This window comes from Thomasclavelia cocleata, from assembly GCF_900102365.1.
GTDB lineage: Bacteria > Bacillota_I > Bacilli_A > Erysipelotrichales > Coprobacillaceae > Thomasclavelia > Thomasclavelia cocleata.
On record NZ_FOIN01000050.1, the window covers coordinates 1 to 18,519 of the forward strand.

Sequence of the window (18,519 nt, forward strand, 5' to 3'; positions counted from 1 at the left end):
CCCCAGTATGCCAATAGCCTTTTTTAGGACATCTAAAGCATCCTTTGTATCCTTAAGTTCCTTTTTTAGTCTGGCAATTTCCTTAGCCTCATCACTTGAATAATTACCACTGCCTCTAGAATTAATTGTACCGTTATTATTTTTAGCTTCCTTAAGCCACTTATGAACAGTGCTGTCAGCAACACCAAACTTTTTAGAAACAGCTACTTTAGATTCATTAGGATGATCTAATACATAGTCAACAACTCCCTGTTTAAATTCATCTGTAAATGTTGGTTTACTCATAATCATATACCTCTTTCATTTCTTATAATCAACTCATGACATTGTACCACATGACTGCTAATTCTTCCATTTGCCTGGTACAGTTTTTATTCTAGCACCACTCAATCTTTGCCAGACAACAAGCTGTCTTAAAAGGTAGGCGTGATTGTTGCTTATCCCATTGTGGCTGGCGGTGTATTGCTTCACATATTCGATAGATAAAGCAACATCACTTATCTGGTCGGCACTCATACGGGAGCTTGCGTCAGCTCTGGTCTTATAGCCGTTCTTAAAATCTGTGTTAATGTCAATACAGTAAGCGTCCTCGCCTTCAACGGTCAAATGCCCCTCGTTAAAGGTAGAACCAATCGAACCGTCATTCATTACCTTTTCAACGATACCAACACGTTCTTCACTTTCCGTCCAGTATTGCTTACTTTCTGCATGAACAAGTGTAGTCGGTAAAGCAGTAACGACAGTCGCAAAGGCAAGTACGCCCGTACACAATCGTTTCAATATCTTTTTCATAATTCTAAATGCTCCTTTCATTTTGGGTAATAAAATAGCCGTTCAATAAGAACGGCTGGAAATAGAAAAGGAACGTCATTTTAGGCGTTCCATAGTCTATGAAATATTCAATTTTTTTCTTGCTTCAATACTGATGTGCCGTACCATATCTTTGCATATCTAGGAAAACCAGCGTATCAAGGCTCATTCATTGGTAGTAAATTAGTAGTAAATTGATGTGTTTGTTTTCTTGAAAATGCTGATAGATACTGTGTTTTAGCGGATAATCAACTATTTAGTAAGTTTTTATTTTAAAAAAATTAATTTATGGAAAATAATCAAGTAGGAAGCATTTTTTAATTTTCTCCCCTCACCCCACTATACGTACAGTTCTGTATACAACGATTTAATTAAATTTCAATTTATGTCTTAATGAATGATAGTCTAAACAGTTAACTTATTACTTATGGATTTGTCTTTCTTTTAATATAGCTCTTACAAAATATGTTTTAGTAACTGTGAATTGATAATGTTCTTCCATATATGACATTTGCATTGCTAAATCATGATTGGCTCCAAGTTTCCTTAACCATTGATATCTACCTCTTGGTACTTTCCATTTTAAAATGCTCCTTAATCTAGTTCGGAGATGCATATCTATTACATTCATTGCCTTTTTCATATCTGCAATTGCATAGTAGTTTACTCCCCCTCTAATCACTTCATTTACTTCTTCTACACTTGTTGTTTCAGTTGCAAAATATTGCCATTTATCTTTTTCAATTGGCTTGATACTATCAAGCAGCCAACCTTCTTCATACAATATATAATTTAATTCAAATCCCATACTATACCCCATAATATCATTTTTAGATTGAATCCATGTGACCATAGAGTCACTTTTATTATTTTTATCCATTTTTCGTTGAGAGATTTCAGTATCATATACCTCCAATTCATACTTAGATAAGTATTCAGAATTATTGATGTCAATAACGATATGTTTTATTGTTTCAGTTCCACTCATAGAACATCTGCAAATCATTAAGCCCCATACAATTAACAATATAATAAATTCTGATTTTTTCTTGTTATTTTTCATCTTTGTTGTCCTTTCCCTTAATTTTTAAATTTATTGTATATACTTTGTTATTTATGTTCATCCTACCTATATAACGCTTATACGTTATATTATACGTTTTTTCGTTATGTTTACAATAAAAAAACGTTATAAAATAAAAGTAATAAGCAAATAAAGGAGAATATCATCATGGACGTATTAAAAAGGCTTAAGACTATTATGCAAAGTAAGGATATTTCAGAATATAAATTAGCAAAACTTTCAGGTGTCCCACAAAGTACTATCAATTCGATGTTTCGGAAATATAACAATCCCTCTATTTATACGTTGGAATGCTTATGTAAAGGATTAGATATTTCAATGAGTGAATTTTTTTATGAAGATACACAACCATTAGATAATGAAAAACATGATGATTTCCAATTACTAACACAAGAATGGAGTAAACTAAATTCAAAGCAAAGAAAAGCACTGTTAATATTTTTAGATTCGATTACTAATCATTTACCATGATATAATTGCATATCTTAATAAATTAAAAGAAATGTTGTATACAAGAATTTCATTATAAAAAAGTAGTGAGGTCAATGATAAAACATGATCTTCACTGCTTTTTATGTTTATATAACCGATGTTATAATCTTTAAGCTTCTTCCAAAGTTTTCTAAACAGCATAAATATTTACCACAAAATATAAGAAATTTTACAAAGAAATATAAATATTCATTATATATAAAAAAAACTGAATAGCTTGTAAAATAAGGCTATTAGATACATAATAAGAACATTTAAAAAGATAATAATAAATTTAGTTTTTATTTGAAATAAAAAAAGTGATTACATAATAAAATGTAATCATCTTAACATTATTAATTATAATATAGCTCCGTTTAAAATATCATAAAATAAACTAAAACAATAATTCCTAAAACAATTCGATACCACCCAAACACCTTAAAATCATGCTTTTTAATATAACTCATTAAAAATTTAATAGTCAGCATACTTATTAGAAAGGCTACTAACATTCCAATTATTAATAAAATAAACTCATTAGTGGTAAAAGCCAAACCAAATTTAATCAATTTTAATAAACTTGCTCCAAACATTACTGGGATTGCTAAAAAGAAAGTAAATTCAGCAGCCACTGTACGACTAACACCAATCAATAATGCTCCAACAATAGTGGCTCCAGATCGTGAAGTACCAGGAAAAATTGCTGCAATTAATTGAAAAATTCCAATTATTAATGCTGTATTATAAGTAATTTCATTTAATGAAGTAATTTTAGATCTTTTTCCTTTATTATAGTTTTCAATAAAAATGAATAGAATCCCAAACACAATTAAAGCAATTGCAACAGTTAGAGGATTATAAAACAATTCATTTAACTGATCATCAAACAATAGTCCGACTATTGCTGCTGGAATACAAGCGACAACTATTTTAAACCACATTGAAAAAGTATCTTTTTTAATTTTCCAATTATTCTTATAATCAAATGGGATTAATTTTTGCCAATATAAAACTACAACTGCAAGAATAGCACCTAATTGAATTACCACTAAAAACATTTCTAAAAACTCAGCACTAACATCTAACTTTATAAACTCATCAACTAAAATCATATGTCCAGTGCTACTAATTGGCAGCCATTCAGTAATACCCTCGACCACACCTAAAATTATTACTTTGATTAACTCAATAATATTCATATTTTCCTCCACAATTATACTTATGCATTATAGCACTAACAATGATAAAAATCATTATCTAAATTCTTAAAATTAATTAAATACATAAAGTATATCTACTAATCGCCATTTTAATTTTTGTTAATTTAATTAGACAGTAATATTTAATTCATTTTGAATATGCAAAAATACTTATAGTTATCATTTTAATGACATTGTAATAATAACCATACCCCTCTTAATACTCTTAAATATATTCCCCTGCCTAATTTTAATCTTATAATAAATTCACTAAATCAATACTCATATTTTAATAATTCACAGTTATCTGTCTGAAAGTAAAATATTTCTTCGTTAGTCATATCATTGAAATAACTATGAATAGCCCGACAAACAGCACCATGACAAACTAATAATACATCATCATTAGTTGCCTGTTCCTTGATTTCATCTAAAAACCCATAAACTCGTTTACATAACTCGATAAATGATTCACCACCTGGATAACGATATGCTAAATTATTTTTATTAAACAAAAATTCTTTACATTTTCGATGAGCTCCTTCATACTTACCAAAATTTATTTCTTTTAAGCGAGGCTCAACAATAAAGTTTAAATTATGAATATCAGCATATTGCGCAGTATCAATTGCTCTTTGCAAAGGCGAAACATATAAATATTTATAATTAATTTTTTGTAAACTATGAGCTAATCTATTTGCTTGTTCAATCCCTTTTTCTGTCAATTTAGCTTCACTAATACCACACACTAAATCCTTAACATTATAATCTGTTTCCCCATGTCTAGTTACATATAAACTCATTATTTACCCTCCATTTCTACTATATGCATTTTAACACAAGCACATAAAAAGACAAGGCCCTTGCTTCCTTGTCTTTCAAAGCTAAAAAGTTTTTAAAAATCTACTTCGCTATCATAATAGCAGGCTTTTAATAATTTAACCATTTCTTCTTGAGTTGGAATCCGTGGATTAGATCCTGTACAAGCATCTTCTATTGCTAGTGTGGCAATATTTTCAACTCTTTTTAAGAAAACATCTTCTGGTACAAAACCTGTTTTGGCTGGTAAACCATCTGCACCATAATGATTGATTGAATGAGGAATATTTAAATCATCATTCATTTTACGTAAATAAGCAATCAATAATTCAACTTTTTCATCATCACTGCTTCCACCTAAATGCATGTAATCAGCTATTACACCATAACGTTTTTTAGCTGTTTCATCTTTAGCATTAAATGCGATAACTTTAGGCAAATACATTGCATTAGCAGCACCATGAATGATATGACCACCTTGATCGACAAAAGCTGCCCCAGTTTTATGAGCCATTGAATGCACTATTCCTAATAAAGCATTAGAGAAAGCTTGTCCTGCCAAACATTGAGCATCATGCATATCACCACGACAAGTCATATCACCATGATATGATTTAACCAAGTTTTCTTGTATCATTTCAATTGCATGAATTGCTAATGGATCAGTATAATTGCAATTTGCAGTTGATACATAAGCTTCAATCGCATGAGTCATTGCATCCATTCCAGTATGTGCTACTAATTTAACTGGCATCGTTTCTGCCAAGTCAGGATCTACAATTGCTACATCAGGAGTAATTTCAAAATCTGCAATTGGATATTTAACCCCTTTATCATAATCTGTAATAATTGAAAATGCTGTTACTTCAGTAGCAGTTCCACTAGTTGATGGTATGGCACAAAAACGAGCTTTTTTGCGTAGTTTAGGAATCCCAAACACTTTACACATTTCTTCAAAAGTAATTTCTGGATATTCATATTTAATCCACATTGCTTTTGCCGCATCAATTGGTGAACCACCACCAATAGCAATAATCCAATCTGGTTGAAATTCTTCCATTACGGCAGCACCTTTCATTACAGTCTCTACTGAAGGATCAGGTTCAATACCTTCAAATAATTCTACTTCCATCCCTGCTTCTTTCAAGTAATCAACAGCACGATCTAAAAAACCATTTCTTTTCATGCTTCCGCCACCAACACAAACTATGGCCTTTTTACCTTCAAACGTTTTTAGAGCTTCTAAAGAACCTTTTCCATGATAAAGATCTCTAGGTAATGTAAATCTTTGCACTAATAAACACCTCCATAATGTTATTATAGCGCTTACAAATCTAACTTCGAAGAGACAAAAAAGGAATAACGCTATTCCCTTTTTTGTATACCTAAATATTATTTTCTCTTAAACACCGTTTTACTTCCTTAATAAACCCTTGATCCTCTTTAGATAATCGATACCCTTTACGTTTAATTAATAGATCATAACAAATCATTTTATTATCATAACAAGTTATAGTTTTTAAATTATATCTATCTAAAATATTTTGAGGAATTGGAGAAACCCACATATAAGTATGTGGTAAACAATTAAGTAATTCAAACTGAATTCCCCGCTCATAGATCGTTATTTCTTTTTTTGCCTGTCTAGTTTCATCATTACGATTTGTAGAAACTAGCGGTAATGCTGGCAAAGAAATATCCCCATGTGTAATTTCTATTTGTTCAACCAAATCATTTAAACTTATCTTATCTTTATATACTAAAGGATTTTCATTAGAAACTAGTAATTTAAAAGTAAACTTATAAATTTTTTCATATTCAAGTTCTTTAGTTTCTAATAAATTAATAAAACAGTTCTCTTCATTTTCAAAAAAACGAATAATTCCTATATTTGCATCGCCTTCATATACTTCTTTAATCGTATCAAAAGAATTAGTTTCTCGATAATTCACTCTAATATTTTTATCTCGAAAATTAATCATTGATAAATAATTAGTAAATGCATTAGCAACATAACTTGCTCGTGGCACGCATATATCTAAATGAACCGACTTATCATCATACCCATGATACATGGCTTCCATTTCATCTACTTGCATAATTATACTTTTAGCACGTTCAATAAATTCAGCTCCCTTTTTAGTTGGAATAACTCCTTTTGAAGTTCTTTCAAAGATGATTATTTGCATATTTTCTTCTAAATCTTTAATTGTTTTACTTAAATGAGGCTGATTCATATAAAGATTACTAGCTGCTTTACTAATAGAACCAGCTTTAGCAACCTCAATTACGTATTTTAAATGTAATAAATTCATCTTACCACCCATCTCCTTATGCCTGTATTTTAACATATAAACAATAAGTTGTGTTCGAATATTCTAAATATATATTTTTTTATCTATAGCTATAACTGTCAAATATATGGGACTTTTGTAATTATAGTATTTAAAGCGTTTACAAAACATGTTATAATTATAACAAACGATAAAAAGAAAGAGGTGTAAAAATGAAAAAGTTGAAACAAGAGTATTTGGATATAATTGACGAGATTGTTGCAAAACATAAAGATGAAATGGGTCCAATGAAGTTAATGCTTCATGAAATCCAAGAAAAGCTTGGCTATATTCCTTTTGAAGCAATGGAAAAAATTGCAGCTGCTATTAATGTACCAGTATCAAAGGTATATGGTGTTGTAACTTTCTATTCTCAATTTACAACTGAACCTAAAGGTAAACACGTTATCTCTGTATGCTTAGGTACAGCTTGTTATGTCAATGGTTCCCAAACTATTCTAGATTTACTTTGTGAAATGACAGGATGCGAAGTAAACTCAACTAGTCCTGATGGATTATTTTCAATTGATGCAACACGTTGCGTAGGTGCATGTGGACTTGCTCCTGTAGTTAGTGTCGATGGAATAGTCTTTGGATGTACTAAGCAATTAGAAGATCTAAAAATGCTAGTTCTAGATTACTTGAAAGAAGAAGCCCCATGTTAGTTAAAGAAGTTGTTGATATATTAAAGGCTAGAGAAATTTATATTGATGACCAAAATATATACAACAAAAATTATGATAAAGGTTTTTCTAGTGATTTAATGTCAGATGCCTTAGCGTTATTAAAAAATGAAACAGAAGATATTTTATTTATAACTGGTCTTGCAAACGTACAGTCATTACGTACTGCTGAAGTTTTAGATATTGAAACCATTCTTTTTGTAAGAGGTAAACCTTTAGATATGTCAATTGTTGATATGGCTAAAAATTTGCATATTAACCTTTTTCAAACTGATGAAACAATGTTTGAGGCATGTGGAAAATTATATAAAGCGGGAATGCGACGATGATTAAAACTTATCAAGTAGAAAAAGATAATTACCAAGATGCTGGGAAAGCTTCTAGCGATATTAAAAGAACTTTAAAAGCTTTGGGAATAGATCGAAAGATTTTAAAAGCAGTAGCAATCGCTTGTTATGAAGCTGAAATAAATATAGCAATTCATTCAAATGGAGGAACTGTTACATTTGAAATTGATGATGAAGGTATAGTTCACTTGGCTTTTGATGACATTGGTCCTGGAATTGAAAATCTTGAATTAGCACTAACTCCAGGTTATTCTACAGCTTCTCCTAAAGCTAGAGAATTAGGATTTGGAGCTGGGATGGGATTATACAATATGAAAAGTGTTGCTTCTTCATTTGAAATAACTTCCTCAAATGAAGGAACACATATAAAGATGACATTTTAATGAAACCAGTAATTAGTTATTTAGGTAATAGCTGCAAAAAATGTATAAAATGTGTTAAGTCATGTCCTACAGATGCTATTTCAATTGTCAATGAACAAGTAATTATCGATAAAGATAAATGTATTAATTGTGATATCTGTATCCAAGCATGTGACCAGAAAGTATTAAGAGTTAAGCATGTAGATTTACAAAAAGCTTTAAAAAAACATGATTATAACATTGCTTTAATTTCAACTGCAATTTTATCAGATTTAAAAACTTATGAAGAAATTAAAAATATTGCTCATGCAATTAAAAAATTTGGTTTTGATGAAGTTGTACAATACAGTGATATTGAAGGAACATTATATAAGCAAGCTTTAAGAGATAGTGTTGGTAAACATAAAGTTATGCTTACTTCCTTTTGTCCAACAATCAATAAATTAATTAAAAATGATTATCCAACACTGATTGATCATTTATTACCATATGATTATCCTGTAGAAATTGCAGCAAAGAAATTAAAAGCTAAATATAAAGATAAAAATATTGGAATATATTCTTTATGTGAATGTGTTGGTAAATTAACTTTAGCTAAAGAACCATTTGATAACAACGAATCAAATATTGATTATGCTTTTAGTATTTCACAAATGTTTCCTCAAATTAACAAACTTAAAGATGATCAACAGGAAAATATTGAAATGAATAAGTATGGTGTTAAAAGCATTGTTAGTGATCTTTATGGTAATAGAGATTTATCAGTCATTAGTGTTGAAGGTTTACCACAAATTAAAAAGGCTTTAGATTTAATTGAATTTGATCAGTTAAAACATGTCGATCTAATAGCTCTATTTAATTGTTTTCAAGGATGTATTGGTGGTTATTATCTTTGGTCAAATCCATTTGAAGGATGTTTCAATATTAAAAGTATGTTAAGCGAGTGTCAAAAAGACACTGCTGTACTTGATAAAACCGAATATCAAAAAATCCATACTATAAATAGTAATGAACAGAATTTTAAAGAACGTCTTGCATGGTTTAATAAAGTTAATGCTATTCTTGAAACTTTACCTCAATTTGATTGTGGAAGCTGTGGTTTTGCAAACTGTCGTGGTTTGGCTTCAAGAATTGCTAGTGGTGAGGTAGATGCTTCTTTATGTCGTGTTAAAAGAAGGTGAGTTAATGGAAATAAATGAAATTTTAAAGTTAGATATAAAACAAGTTAATGATGTTCCTTTAACAAATAAAATTAAAAGTGTTTATGTTGGTGATTTATTAAGTTTTGTTATGGCTAATGGTAAAGAAGATTCTTTATGGCTTACTGTACAAAAACATATAAATGTTATTGCTGTAGCACAGTTAAATGATTTTGCAGGAATCCTATTTGTTCAAGATAGCTACCCTGATGATGACACGATTACTAAAGCTACAGAACTTGAAATACCTTTATTCATTAGTAAAAAAGACGCTTTTATGGTTATTAAAGATTTAGTTTCAATAGGTCTATAAAATGTATTATGATTTGCATATTCATTCAGCACTGTCACCATGTGGCGATGATACAATGACAATAAATAATATTTTTAATATGGCCTATATTAAAGGACTTGAATTGATTGCGATTACTGACCATAATTCATTAAAACAACAGTTTTATTTAGAAGAAATAATTAATCATGATATTTTAAAAGGAAAAATTGATTACATTCATGGTGTAGAATTACAAAGTAAAGAAGAAATTCATATTCTTGCATATTTTCGTAAAAATACTGATTTAGATACTATTCAAAAATGGATTGATAAACATTTAACTAAAGTTGATAATCAGCCAGATTATTACGGAAATCAACATATCTTTAATGCTAATGATGAAATTATTGAGACTGAGAATAATTTACTAATTAGTTCTTTAGATCTAGATGTTTATGAAATTGTTGACAATATTCATAAATTTAATGGTGTTGCTATATTAGCTCATGTTATGGCAAAAAAATATGGGATTTTTGAGGTTTATCATGATATCCCAATAGATTTAAATTATGATGGCATTGAAGTCACAAGCGTTAAAGAGTTAAAAGAGCTAAAAGAACTATGTTTACATCTTAGAGATGATTATGTTTTCTTTAATAGTGATGCTCATAATTTGGAATCAATAAATGAACCTATTAATCAAATTGATAAAGATAAATTTTATCAATTATGGAGGAAATAACAATGCAGGAAATTGCAATGAATATTCTTGATATTGCCTATAATTCCATTAAAGCTAAAGCTGATTTGATTAAAATAATTATTTATGATAGTAGTAAAGTCAATATCATTAAAATTGAAATTATTGATAATGGTACAGGAATGGATCAAGAAACAGTAAAAAAAGTAATTAATCCTTTCTATACCACAAGAACTACTCGAAAAGTTGGCTTAGGAATTCCAATGTTTAAAGAAAATATTGAAGCTACAGGTGGAAAATTTTCTATTGAATCAATAATTGGTAAAGGAACTGTTGTTACAGGTGAATTTGTTAAAAATCACATTGATACACCACCAATGGGTAATCTTATAGATACAATAGTTACCTTGATTCAAGCAAATGATAAAATTGATTATTTATTTAAATATACAAATGATGATTTTGAATTTATTTTAGATACCAAAGAGATTAAACAAATTCTTGATGGTGTTGCTATCAATCTACCAGAGATTATTATCTGGTTGAAAAACTATATAAAGGAGGGATTACACAAATGAAATCCTTAGAAGATTTAATGAAAATACGTGATGCTGCCAAAAACAATATGGCAATGCGTAGTGATGATAAACAAAAATATCGTGTTGTTGTCGGAATGGCAACTTGTGGAATAGCTGCTGGAGCTAGACCTGTTTTAAATGCATTAGTAGAAGAAGTGGCTAATAAAGACTTGCCAGCTACTGTATTACAAACTGGCTGTATTGGAATGTGTACACTAGAGCCAATCGTGGAAGTGTTTGACCGTGATGATAACAAAACTACTTATGTATTAGTTGATGCAAAAAAAGCGAAAGAAATAGCTGATCGACATCTAAAAAATGATGAAATTATCGACGAATATACGGTCGGACATTATAAGAAATAGGAGGTTGTAAGATGCCAGCAAAAAGAACCCAAGTATTAGTTTGTGCCGGGACTGGTTGTACAATTGGTAATTCAGGTGAACTAATTACAGAATTTGAAAAAGAAATAAAAGCTCTTGGGCTTGAAAATGAAGTTGAAGTTTTAAGAACTGGATGTTTAGGATTATGTGGGGTTGGCCCAAATATTTCTATTTATCCAGATAACATTATTTATAAATCAGTAAAACCTGAAGACGTTAAAGAAATCGTTATGGAACATTTCTATAAAGGACGTCCTGTTCATCGCTTAATGTTAAATGAATCTGATGAAGAAACTAAAGAAATTCATGATATTAACGATACTAAGTTTTATAATAAACAAAAAAGAATTGCTCTTCATAATTGTGGAGTAATTGATCCAGAGAATATTAATGAATATATTGGTAAAGATGGTTATTTTGCTTTAGCAAAAGCATTACAAGAAATGACTCCTCAAGAAGTTGTTGATGTAATAAAAGCCAGTGGATTACGTGGCCGTGGTGGTGGTGGTTTCCCTACTGGTGTTAAATGGCAATTTGCTTTAAATGAACCTGGTAAAGAAAAATATGTTATCTGTAATGCTGATGAGGGAGATCCAGGAGCATTTATGGATCGTTCTATTCTTGAAGGAAATCCTCATAGTGTTATTGAAGCCATGGCTATTGCAGGATATGCAATTGGAGCTAATCATGGTTATATTTATATTCGTGCTGAATATCCAATTGCTGTTGATCGTTTAAAAACAGCTTTAAAACAAGCACGTGAATTAGGCTTATTAGGTAAAAATATCTTTGATAGCGGATTTGATTTTGAACTTGAAATTCGTTTAGGAGCTGGAGCGTTTGTTTGTGGTGAAGAAACTGCTTTAATTAAATCAATTGAAGGTGAGCGTGGTATGCCTAATCCTAAACCACCATTCCCTGCTCACAAAGGTGTTTGGGGTAAACCTACTATTATTAACAATGTTGAAACTTATGCAAATATTGCACAGATTATTCAACATGGTGCTGACTGGTTTAAATCAATTGGTACTGAAACTTCTCCTGGAACAAAGGTATTTGCTTTAGGTGGTAAAATAGTTAATACTGGATTAGTTGAGGTTCCAATGGGAACAACTTTACGTGAAGTAATTTATGAAATTGGTGGCGGTTGCCCTAATAATAAACGTTTTAAAGCTGTTCAAACTGGTGGTCCATCAGGAGGATGTTTGACTGAAGAACAGTTAGACACACCTATCGGTTTTGATGAATTAGTTAAATTAGGTTCAATGATGGGATCTGGAGGAATGATCGTATTAGATGAAGATAACTGTATGGTTGACGTAGCTCGTTTCTATATGGATTTCATTGTTGATGAATCATGTGGTAAATGTACTCCTTGTCGTGTTGGTACAAAGAGAATGTTAGAATTACTTGAACAAATCTGTGATGGTAAAGGAACAATGGAAACTCTTGATGAGCTTGAACTATTAGCTTCAACAATTCAAGATACTGCTTTATGTGGTCTTGGTCAAACAGCACCAAATCCTGTTCTTTCAACTATCAATCAATTTAGAGATGAATATATTGCTCATATTGTTGATAAAAAATGTCCAGCTGGTGTTTGTAAAGAATTATTACAATATGTAATTGATGAAGAAAAATGCCGTAAATGTGGTCTTTGTGCAAAACAATGTCCTGTTGGGGCTATTCATGGTGAACTTGGAAAAGTTCCATATGTTATTGATCAAGAAAAATGTATTAAATGTGGTCAATGTATAAAAGCTTGTCACTTTAAAGTAATTGAAAGAAAGTAGGTGTAAGGAATGTCAAAAATAAAAATGACGATTAATAACCGTGAAGTAGAGGCTTATGAAGGGCAAACAATCTTAGAAGCAGCCAAAAATAACGGAATCCATATCCCTACTTTATGTTATTTAAAAGATGTAACTGGTACAGGAGCTTGTCGAGTATGTCAAGTTGAAGTTGAAGGAGCTAGAACATTATGTGCTGCTTGTGTTTATCCAGTTAGAGAAGGATTAGTAGTAAAAACTAACTCTCAAAGAGCTTTAGATGCTAGAAGACGTGTAGTAGAATTAATCGTTTCTAATCACTCTAAAGATTGTTTATCTTGTATTCGCAATACTAACTGTGAACTACAAAGATTATGTCAAGAACTAGGGGTTCGTGAAGATGCTTTTGCTGGAGAAAAAAATACTCCAACTTTTGATGAAGTATCACCTGGAATTGTACGAAACACTTCAAAATGTGTATTATGTGGACGTTGTGTTGAAACTTGTGCCAAACATCAAGGTATAGGAATTCTTGGATTTATGAATCGTGGATTTAAAACTAAAGTAGGTCCTGTATATGATAAAAGTTTAAATGATGTAAACTGTATACAATGTGGTCAATGTATTAATGTTTGTCCAGTTGGGGCTTTACATGAAAAAGAAGAAGTTCATGATGTAATCATTGCTTTAAACGATCCTACTAAACATGTGATCGTTCAAACTGCTCCTGCTGTTAGAGCAAGTTTAGGTGAAGAATTTGGTATGCCAATTGGTACAAGAGTTACTGGTAAAATGGTTCACGCATTAAAATTAGTGGGCTTTGATAAGGTATATGATACTAATTTTGGTGCCGATTTAACAATCATGGAAGAAGGATATGAATTTATTAGTCGTGTTCAAAATAATGGTGTTTTACCAATGATCACTTCATGCAGTCCAGGATGGGTAAATTATATTGAACATGAATATCCTGAATTATTAGATCATCTATCTAGTTGTAAATCACCTCATATGATGCTAGGTGCAATGATAAAATCATATTATGCTAAAACTAACAATATTGATCCTAAAGATATCTATGTTGTCTCAGTTATGCCTTGTGTAGCTAAAAAAGGTGAAAAAGAACGTGAAGAAAATTTAACTGATGGTTTAAAAGATGTTGATGCTGTTTTAACTACAAGAGAATTAGGAAAATTAATCAAAATGTTTGGTATTAATTTCCGTGACTTAAAAGATGAAGATTTTGATCAAGATATGTTTGGTGAATACACTGGAGCTGGTGTTATTTTTGGAGCTAGTGGTGGTGTTATGGAAGCCGCTTTAAGAACTGTATGTGATGTTTTAACAAATGAAGATTTATCTACTTTAGATTATCATGCTGTTCGTGGTGAAGAAGGAGTTAAAGAAGCTAGTCTTAAAGTTGGTGATTTAACTGTTAATGTTGCCGTTGCTCATAGCATGACTCTAGCAAAACCATTATTAGAAGATATTAAAAACGGTACTTCTAAATATCATTTCATTGAAATTATGGGTTGCCCAGGTGGTTGTGTCAATGGTGGTGGTCAATCTTATATCAACGCCTTAACACGTAACAGTGGATTTGATTGGAAACAAGCACGTGCTAAAGCATTATATGATGAAGATTTAGCTCAGCCAGTTAGAAAATCTCATAAAAATTCACAAATTCAAAAATTATATGCTAACTTCTTAGGTGAACCAAACAGTGAAAAAGCTCATCATCTATTACACACTCATTATTCAAAAAAGGAACGTTATAAATAAGTTATTTGGAGAGAGTTTATGAAGAGATTTATTAAATATTTATTTTGTCTTCTAATGCTTTTAATGTTAGTTGGATGCAATAGTAATACTTCTTCAACAAATATAAATATATTATGTCCTGTTGGTGCACCAGCTCTTAGCTTTGTTAGCGAATATGAAAATATTAATAAAACTGGTAAAATTGACTTTGTCGATGGCAGTGATCAACTAATTGCAGAATTATCTAAGAACAACAGTGATTATGATATCATTGTCGCACCAATTAATTTAGGTGCTAAATTAATCCAAAACAAACAAAGTGATTATAAAATTAAAGGCATTATCACTTGGGGTAATCTATATTATGTTGGTACTAGTGATAATGATTTAAAAGAAACAGGAGAGCTTGCTTTATTTGGAGAAGGTGCTGTTCCACAAAAAATTGTTGATACAGTTAAAATAAATACTTCATTAACTCCTAAATATTATCAATCTGCAACATTAGTACAACAACAGTTATTATCTGGGAATGTAAAAGTCGGTATGCTTGCAGAACCGTTAGCTAGTGCAACAATTGCTAAAGCTAAACAAAATAATTTAGAACTATCAATTATTGCTGACTTACAAAAATCTTATGATCAAAATGGGTATCCACAAGCTGCAATATTTATAAAAGATGGTAAAGATTACAAAGATTTATTCGAATCAATTGATGATTTTACAAATAATGGTTATGAAGGTTTAAAAGAATATCTTGAAAAAATTGGAATTAACAAATTAAGTTTGCCAAGTATTGAAATAACTACAAAATCAATTGATCGTCAAAATATTCATTACCAGGATGCTAGTAAATGTTCTAAGCAAATTAAGGACTTCCTAAAATTATTTAATATTGATTTTGATAAAAGTATGTTAGCTTCATGAAACGAAAAATATTTACTTTAATATGTATTTTAGGGATATGGCAAGGTTTCTCTTTACTAATTAATAAAGAGGTAATCTTGCCATTACCTCTAGTTGTCCTTAATAAGATGCTTGATTTAGTTTTACAGAAAGATTTTTATTTAGCAATTTTTTCAACTATTATAAGAGTCATTATTAGTTTTGTTATTGCATTAATCCTAGGTACGATTTTAGGTATCTTTAGTGGTCTAAATAAAAAAGTAAATGATTATTTATCCTCTATCATCTCTTTATTACAAACAATTCCTCAGATTGCCTATATTTTAATACTACTTGTATGGTTTAAAAGTTTAACAGCATTAATAATAATAGTATTATTAATGTTAATACCTGTATTTTATAATAATGCTGTAAATGGTATAAAAAATATTCAACCTGAGTTAAAAGATGTAATTAATCTTTATCATCATTCTTTTAGCTTTAATTTAATTCATGTTTATATTCCTTTAATTAAGGGTTATATTATCTCAGCAATAGAAACATGCTTACCACTTAGTCTTAAGGTCGGTGTTATGGCAGAAATATTTGTATCATCTAGTTTTGGAATAGGCAAACAGCTATATTTAGCAAGGGTTCAAATTGATATGGTTAGCATCTTTGCTTGGACTATTTGGATGATTATAATAATTAATGCAATTAATTATTTAACTAATTTAATAATAAAAGCCAGGATAAAGTAACATAATACTTTATATCCTGGCTTTATTATTTAGATAATTATTTTAAAAACAATAAAAAACATATTATTAATATAAGATTATTACATTTATATATTAGAAAATTCATAAATACATTCTGTTAAGTACTCTAGACTATGTAAGTGAAATATCCCCCTATCCATTATAATATCTAACCATTCTTCAAGACTACTCTTCCAAGGAATCCATTTTTTACGACGTTTTTCAACTTTATAACTATATTTTTGAAAGCCATTGCCTAAACGATATGCTGCTAATGAATAATTATACATAGTTAAACTATCATAATAAAGTTTTTTAGGGCGAGGATTTTTTTGCTCAGCTATATGTGGTAAAAAATCCACTTTTAAACCCATTAACCAATTCAAAAATGGATCATATAAATAATACGATGAGGGAACATATGGAAATACTATCATACCATCTTTTGATTCTATGATAATTTCAGCATCTAAAAGTTCTTTTCTTGTAATAATTTTAAAAATATTAATTCGTTTTATAACTGTATGTTTAATTGTACCAAACTCCTTTTTAAAATATACTACTTCATCTTTACCGTATGCAAATAAATAGTCAAATGATTCTTTAACCATACGACACGAAGGAGCGAAAATAAGGACATAATCTAAAATATTATTATTTAGAGATATTAATATCTCCCTTTGATATTCTTCTGGAATCTCACTAAGATTATGTATTTCTATTGGCCAATCAGCAATTGTATGCTGATCAATTTCTCTCATTTCACTTCTATTCATAGATCTATCCTCCACATATTATCATTTTATCATCAATATAATAATAAAACATATAAATTCAAATTATTTATTTTTAAAATTTTATATTTTTTATTTCATAAAATTGAATACATCAGCAAAATAATCAAATTACTTATACATAGCAATTGCTATTAATCTAAACAAGATTCAAAAATAAGCTTTTAAATCTATAAACCCCATCAAATTAAATATACTTAAAAAGTTGTTTTCAGATTATATTTAAAAATAAAATATAATAAATTCATTAATATTTGATAACATTATAAAAAGTAACCACATTAAATAATTCTCTATGTGGTTACTCATAATTTAATATTTGACAATGACTTTTAGACAAAATTTCAAAATTAATATTCCCTAAGCCATTTATCATTCTAAAAAATATATACCTGAGATATTTTAGATTTAGTTTATCATAGAAATCTTAACTTTGTTTTTTTCTATATACTTTTATTCCTAAAATACTTAAAATACCTAAACCTGCAAAAACTCCAATTAAACTTTCATCTCCAGTTTTAATTGCATTTCCTTTTGTAGTTGTATCACCTGGTTTTACTGGTGTACTTTCTACTGTTTTTACTTCTAATTTTTCAATACTTGCTTGTAATCCTTCCACTGCTGCCTTTACTTGTTCTTCGCTTGCTTCTGGATTATTTAAAACTGTATTTGCTACTTCTAATGCATTTTCCATATTTAACCATGATGCTTCACTATAGCTTGCTTTACTTAACATGTTTGCTTTGTTAATTAAATCTTTTAATGCATCCTTGTTTGGTAACAATCTTAAATCTATATATGCTCTAATTAAATCATTGTATGCATTATCTACTTCTTCCTGTGTTGCCTTTTCATTTGCTAATACTTCCTGAGCTGCATTTAGTACACTTTCAAATCCTTCCCATGTACTTTCTATATATTTACTTTCTTCCAAGTCTTTTACTTGATTAACAAAGTTTCGTAGTCTTGTCTTATCTGCTGCTAATTTTAAGTTTGCAAATGCTTCACTTAAATTCTTATACGCTAATTCTACATCTGGTTCTAATGCATTATCATCCCCAATAACTGCTACTGCTGCATCTAATGCTTCTTTAAATGGAGCCCAAGATTCTGATGTATAGTTACCTTCTTCTAATTTTTCTACTCTAGTAACTAATGCCTGTAATTCTGTTTTATCCCCTTTATAGAACTCTAACATATGCATTGCATTTGCTAAACGTGTGAAAGCAAGATCAATTGTTTCCTGACTTGCCAAAGAATCATTTAAAACTTCTTTAGCATAATTATGAGCTGCTCTAAATTCAGCA

General features: G+C 29.8%; 20 protein-coding genes and 2 pseudogenes. 13 read left to right on the forward strand and 9 right to left on the reverse strand.

Features of this window, described 5'->3' with window-relative positions:
- The 3 genes and pseudogenes from BMW96_RS12385 to BMW96_RS14255 all read right to left on the reverse strand — a co-directional run.
- Nucleotides 1-285, reverse strand: a 285-nt coding sequence (locus tag BMW96_RS12385) for a transposase (protein ID WP_218139426.1), incomplete at its 3' end; no start/stop codon positions are given.
- Nucleotides 286-384: 99 nt separating this feature from the next.
- A pseudogene (locus tag BMW96_RS12390) lies at nucleotides 385-792 on the reverse strand (hypothetical protein); the annotation flags it as partial.
- A gap of 439 nt (nucleotides 793-1,231) precedes the next feature.
- On the reverse strand, nucleotides 1,232-1,873 hold the full coding sequence (locus BMW96_RS14255; RefSeq protein ID WP_157796137.1) for a group II intron maturase-specific domain-containing protein: 642 nt from the start codon (nucleotides 1,871-1,873) through the stop codon (nucleotides 1,232-1,234).
- A 168-nt stretch (nucleotides 1,874-2,041) separates the two neighbouring features.
- On the opposite strand from BMW96_RS14255, the gene BMW96_RS12400 reads away from it, so the two are divergent.
- Nucleotides 2,042-2,365 (forward strand): helix-turn-helix domain-containing protein, encoded by a 324-nt coding sequence (locus tag BMW96_RS12400; RefSeq protein ID WP_092356510.1) that lies wholly within the window; start codon nucleotides 2,042-2,044, stop codon nucleotides 2,363-2,365.
- 377 nt (nucleotides 2,366-2,742) lie between these two features.
- Here BMW96_RS12400 and BMW96_RS12405 read toward each other — a convergent pair whose 3' ends face one another.
- The 4 genes from BMW96_RS12405 to BMW96_RS12420 all read right to left on the reverse strand — a co-directional run bounded on the left by BMW96_RS12405 (nucleotide 2,743) and on the right by BMW96_RS12420 (nucleotide 6,701).
- The gene (locus tag BMW96_RS12405) at nucleotides 2,743-3,567 is read right to left on the reverse strand and encodes an undecaprenyl-diphosphate phosphatase (RefSeq protein ID WP_092356513.1); all 825 of its coding nucleotides are present in this window, start codon (nucleotides 3,565-3,567) and stop codon (nucleotides 2,743-2,745) included.
- Nucleotides 3,568-3,842: 275 nt separating this feature from the next.
- On the reverse strand, nucleotides 3,843-4,370 hold the full coding sequence (locus BMW96_RS12410; protein WP_092356516.1) for a histidine phosphatase family protein: 528 nt from the start codon (nucleotides 4,368-4,370) through the stop codon (nucleotides 3,843-3,845).
- A 92-nt stretch (nucleotides 4,371-4,462) separates the two neighbouring features.
- Nucleotides 4,463-5,680: an iron-containing alcohol dehydrogenase gene (locus BMW96_RS12415; protein ID WP_092356519.1), complete on the reverse strand. Its 1,218-nt coding sequence runs from the start codon at nucleotides 5,678-5,680 to the stop codon at nucleotides 4,463-4,465.
- Nucleotides 5,681-5,771: 91 nt separating this feature from the next.
- Nucleotides 5,772-6,701 (reverse strand): LysR family transcriptional regulator, encoded by a 930-nt coding sequence (locus tag BMW96_RS12420; protein WP_092356522.1) that lies wholly within the window; start codon nucleotides 6,699-6,701, stop codon nucleotides 5,772-5,774.
- Between the two features lie 191 nt (nucleotides 6,702-6,892).
- On the opposite strand from BMW96_RS12420, the gene BMW96_RS12425 reads away from it, so the two are divergent.
- From BMW96_RS12425 to BMW96_RS12480, 12 genes are read left to right on the forward strand one after another with little or no spacing between them, the layout of a single operon-like run.
- Nucleotides 6,893-7,384 (forward strand): NADH-quinone oxidoreductase subunit NuoE family protein, encoded by a 492-nt coding sequence (locus tag BMW96_RS12425; protein WP_092356525.1) that lies wholly within the window; start codon nucleotides 6,893-6,895, stop codon nucleotides 7,382-7,384.
- On the forward strand, nucleotides 7,378-7,731 hold the full coding sequence (locus BMW96_RS12430; RefSeq protein ID WP_092356528.1) for a hypothetical protein: 354 nt from the start codon (nucleotides 7,378-7,380) through the stop codon (nucleotides 7,729-7,731). The genes BMW96_RS12425 and BMW96_RS12430 overlap by 7 nt, the downstream gene beginning before the upstream one ends.
- Nucleotides 7,728-8,132: an ATP-binding protein gene (locus BMW96_RS12435; RefSeq protein WP_092356531.1), complete on the forward strand. Its 405-nt coding sequence runs from the start codon at nucleotides 7,728-7,730 to the stop codon at nucleotides 8,130-8,132. The genes BMW96_RS12430 and BMW96_RS12435 overlap by 4 nt, the downstream gene beginning before the upstream one ends.
- Complete coding sequence (locus BMW96_RS12440; protein WP_092356534.1) at nucleotides 8,132-9,292, forward strand: [Fe-Fe] hydrogenase large subunit C-terminal domain-containing protein; 1,161 nt, start codon at nucleotides 8,132-8,134, stop codon at nucleotides 9,290-9,292. Before BMW96_RS12435 ends, BMW96_RS12440 begins: the two co-directional genes overlap by 1 nt.
- Nucleotides 9,293-9,296: 4 nt before the next feature.
- Entirely contained in the window at nucleotides 9,297-9,623 is a 327-nt protein-coding gene (locus BMW96_RS12445) for a hypothetical protein (protein ID WP_092356537.1), read from the forward strand.
- A gap of 1 nt (nucleotide 9,624) precedes the next feature.
- Nucleotides 9,625-10,326: a PHP domain-containing protein gene (locus BMW96_RS12450; RefSeq protein WP_092356540.1), complete on the forward strand. Its 702-nt coding sequence runs from the start codon at nucleotides 9,625-9,627 to the stop codon at nucleotides 10,324-10,326.
- A 2-nt stretch (nucleotides 10,327-10,328) separates the two neighbouring features.
- Entirely contained in the window at nucleotides 10,329-10,862 is a 534-nt protein-coding gene (locus BMW96_RS12455; RefSeq protein ID WP_092356543.1) for an ATP-binding protein, read from the forward strand.
- Nucleotides 10,859-11,227 carry a (2Fe-2S) ferredoxin domain-containing protein gene (locus BMW96_RS12460; RefSeq protein WP_092356546.1) on the forward strand — a complete coding sequence of 123 codons (369 nt, stop codon included), beginning with the start codon at nucleotides 10,859-10,861 and terminating at the stop codon, nucleotides 11,225-11,227. Before BMW96_RS12455 ends, BMW96_RS12460 begins: the two co-directional genes overlap by 4 nt.
- 11 nt (nucleotides 11,228-11,238) lie before the next feature.
- Nucleotides 11,239-13,038, forward strand: coding sequence for an NADH-quinone oxidoreductase subunit NuoF (locus BMW96_RS12465; RefSeq protein ID WP_092356550.1), 1,800 nt, complete (start codon nucleotides 11,239-11,241; stop codon nucleotides 13,036-13,038).
- Between the two features lie 9 nt (nucleotides 13,039-13,047).
- A complete protein-coding gene (locus BMW96_RS12470; RefSeq protein ID WP_092356553.1) occupies nucleotides 13,048-14,796 on the forward strand; it encodes an NADH-dependent [FeFe] hydrogenase, group A6 in 1,749 nt (582 codons plus the stop codon).
- Between the two features lie 18 nt (nucleotides 14,797-14,814).
- On the forward strand, nucleotides 14,815-15,699 hold the full coding sequence (locus tag BMW96_RS12475) for a hypothetical protein (protein ID WP_092356556.1): 885 nt from the start codon (nucleotides 14,815-14,817) through the stop codon (nucleotides 15,697-15,699).
- Nucleotides 15,696-16,418, forward strand: a complete 723-nt coding sequence (locus BMW96_RS12480; protein ID WP_092356559.1) for an ABC transporter permease — start codon at nucleotides 15,696-15,698, stop codon at nucleotides 16,416-16,418. The genes BMW96_RS12475 and BMW96_RS12480 overlap by 4 nt, the downstream gene beginning before the upstream one ends.
- A gap of 86 nt (nucleotides 16,419-16,504) precedes the next feature.
- On the opposite strand, the gene BMW96_RS12485 is transcribed toward BMW96_RS12480, so the two are convergent.
- Both BMW96_RS12485 and BMW96_RS12490 read right to left on the reverse strand, forming a co-directional pair.
- Nucleotides 16,505-17,194, reverse strand: coding sequence for a hypothetical protein (locus tag BMW96_RS12485; RefSeq protein ID WP_092356562.1), 690 nt, complete (start codon nucleotides 17,192-17,194; stop codon nucleotides 16,505-16,507).
- Between the two features lie 445 nt (nucleotides 17,195-17,639).
- Nucleotides 17,640-18,519, reverse strand: a pseudogene (locus BMW96_RS12490) (FIVAR domain-containing protein); the annotation flags it as partial.

Bases quoted from the DNA above. Each gene is read 5' to 3' on its own strand.
- BMW96_RS14255 (WP_157796137.1), bottom strand. From the start codon at position 1,873: ATGAAAAATAACAAGAAAAAATCAGAATTTATTATATTGTTAATTGTA.
- BMW96_RS12400 (WP_092356510.1), top strand. From the start codon at position 2,042: ATGGACGTATTAAAAAGGCTTAAGACTATTATGCAAAGTAAGGATATT.
- BMW96_RS12405 (WP_092356513.1), bottom strand. From the start codon at position 3,567: ATGAATATTATTGAGTTAATCAAAGTAATAATTTTAGGTGTGGTCGAG.
- BMW96_RS12410 (WP_092356516.1), bottom strand. From the start codon at position 4,370: ATGAGTTTATATGTAACTAGACATGGGGAAACAGATTATAATGTTAAG.
- BMW96_RS12420 (WP_092356522.1), bottom strand. From the start codon at position 6,701: ATGAATTTATTACATTTAAAATACGTAATTGAGGTTGCTAAAGCTGGT.
- BMW96_RS12425 (WP_092356525.1), top strand. From the start codon at position 6,893: ATGAAAAAGTTGAAACAAGAGTATTTGGATATAATTGACGAGATTGTT.
- BMW96_RS12430 (WP_092356528.1), top strand. From the start codon at position 7,378: ATGTTAGTTAAAGAAGTTGTTGATATATTAAAGGCTAGAGAAATTTAT.
- BMW96_RS12435 (WP_092356531.1), top strand. From the start codon at position 7,728: ATGATTAAAACTTATCAAGTAGAAAAAGATAATTACCAAGATGCTGGG.
- BMW96_RS12440 (WP_092356534.1), top strand. From the start codon at position 8,132: ATGAAACCAGTAATTAGTTATTTAGGTAATAGCTGCAAAAAATGTATA.
- BMW96_RS12445 (WP_092356537.1), top strand. From the start codon at position 9,297: ATGGAAATAAATGAAATTTTAAAGTTAGATATAAAACAAGTTAATGAT.
- BMW96_RS12450 (WP_092356540.1), top strand. From the start codon at position 9,625: ATGTATTATGATTTGCATATTCATTCAGCACTGTCACCATGTGGCGAT.
- BMW96_RS12455 (WP_092356543.1), top strand. From the start codon at position 10,329: ATGCAGGAAATTGCAATGAATATTCTTGATATTGCCTATAATTCCATT.
- BMW96_RS12460 (WP_092356546.1), top strand. From the start codon at position 10,859: ATGAAATCCTTAGAAGATTTAATGAAAATACGTGATGCTGCCAAAAAC.
- BMW96_RS12465 (WP_092356550.1), top strand. From the start codon at position 11,239: ATGCCAGCAAAAAGAACCCAAGTATTAGTTTGTGCCGGGACTGGTTGT.
- BMW96_RS12470 (WP_092356553.1), top strand. From the start codon at position 13,048: ATGTCAAAAATAAAAATGACGATTAATAACCGTGAAGTAGAGGCTTAT.
- BMW96_RS12475 (WP_092356556.1), top strand. From the start codon at position 14,815: ATGAAGAGATTTATTAAATATTTATTTTGTCTTCTAATGCTTTTAATG.
- BMW96_RS12480 (WP_092356559.1), top strand. From the start codon at position 15,696: ATGAAACGAAAAATATTTACTTTAATATGTATTTTAGGGATATGGCAA.
- BMW96_RS12485 (WP_092356562.1), bottom strand. From the start codon at position 17,194: ATGAATAGAAGTGAAATGAGAGAAATTGATCAGCATACAATTGCTGAT.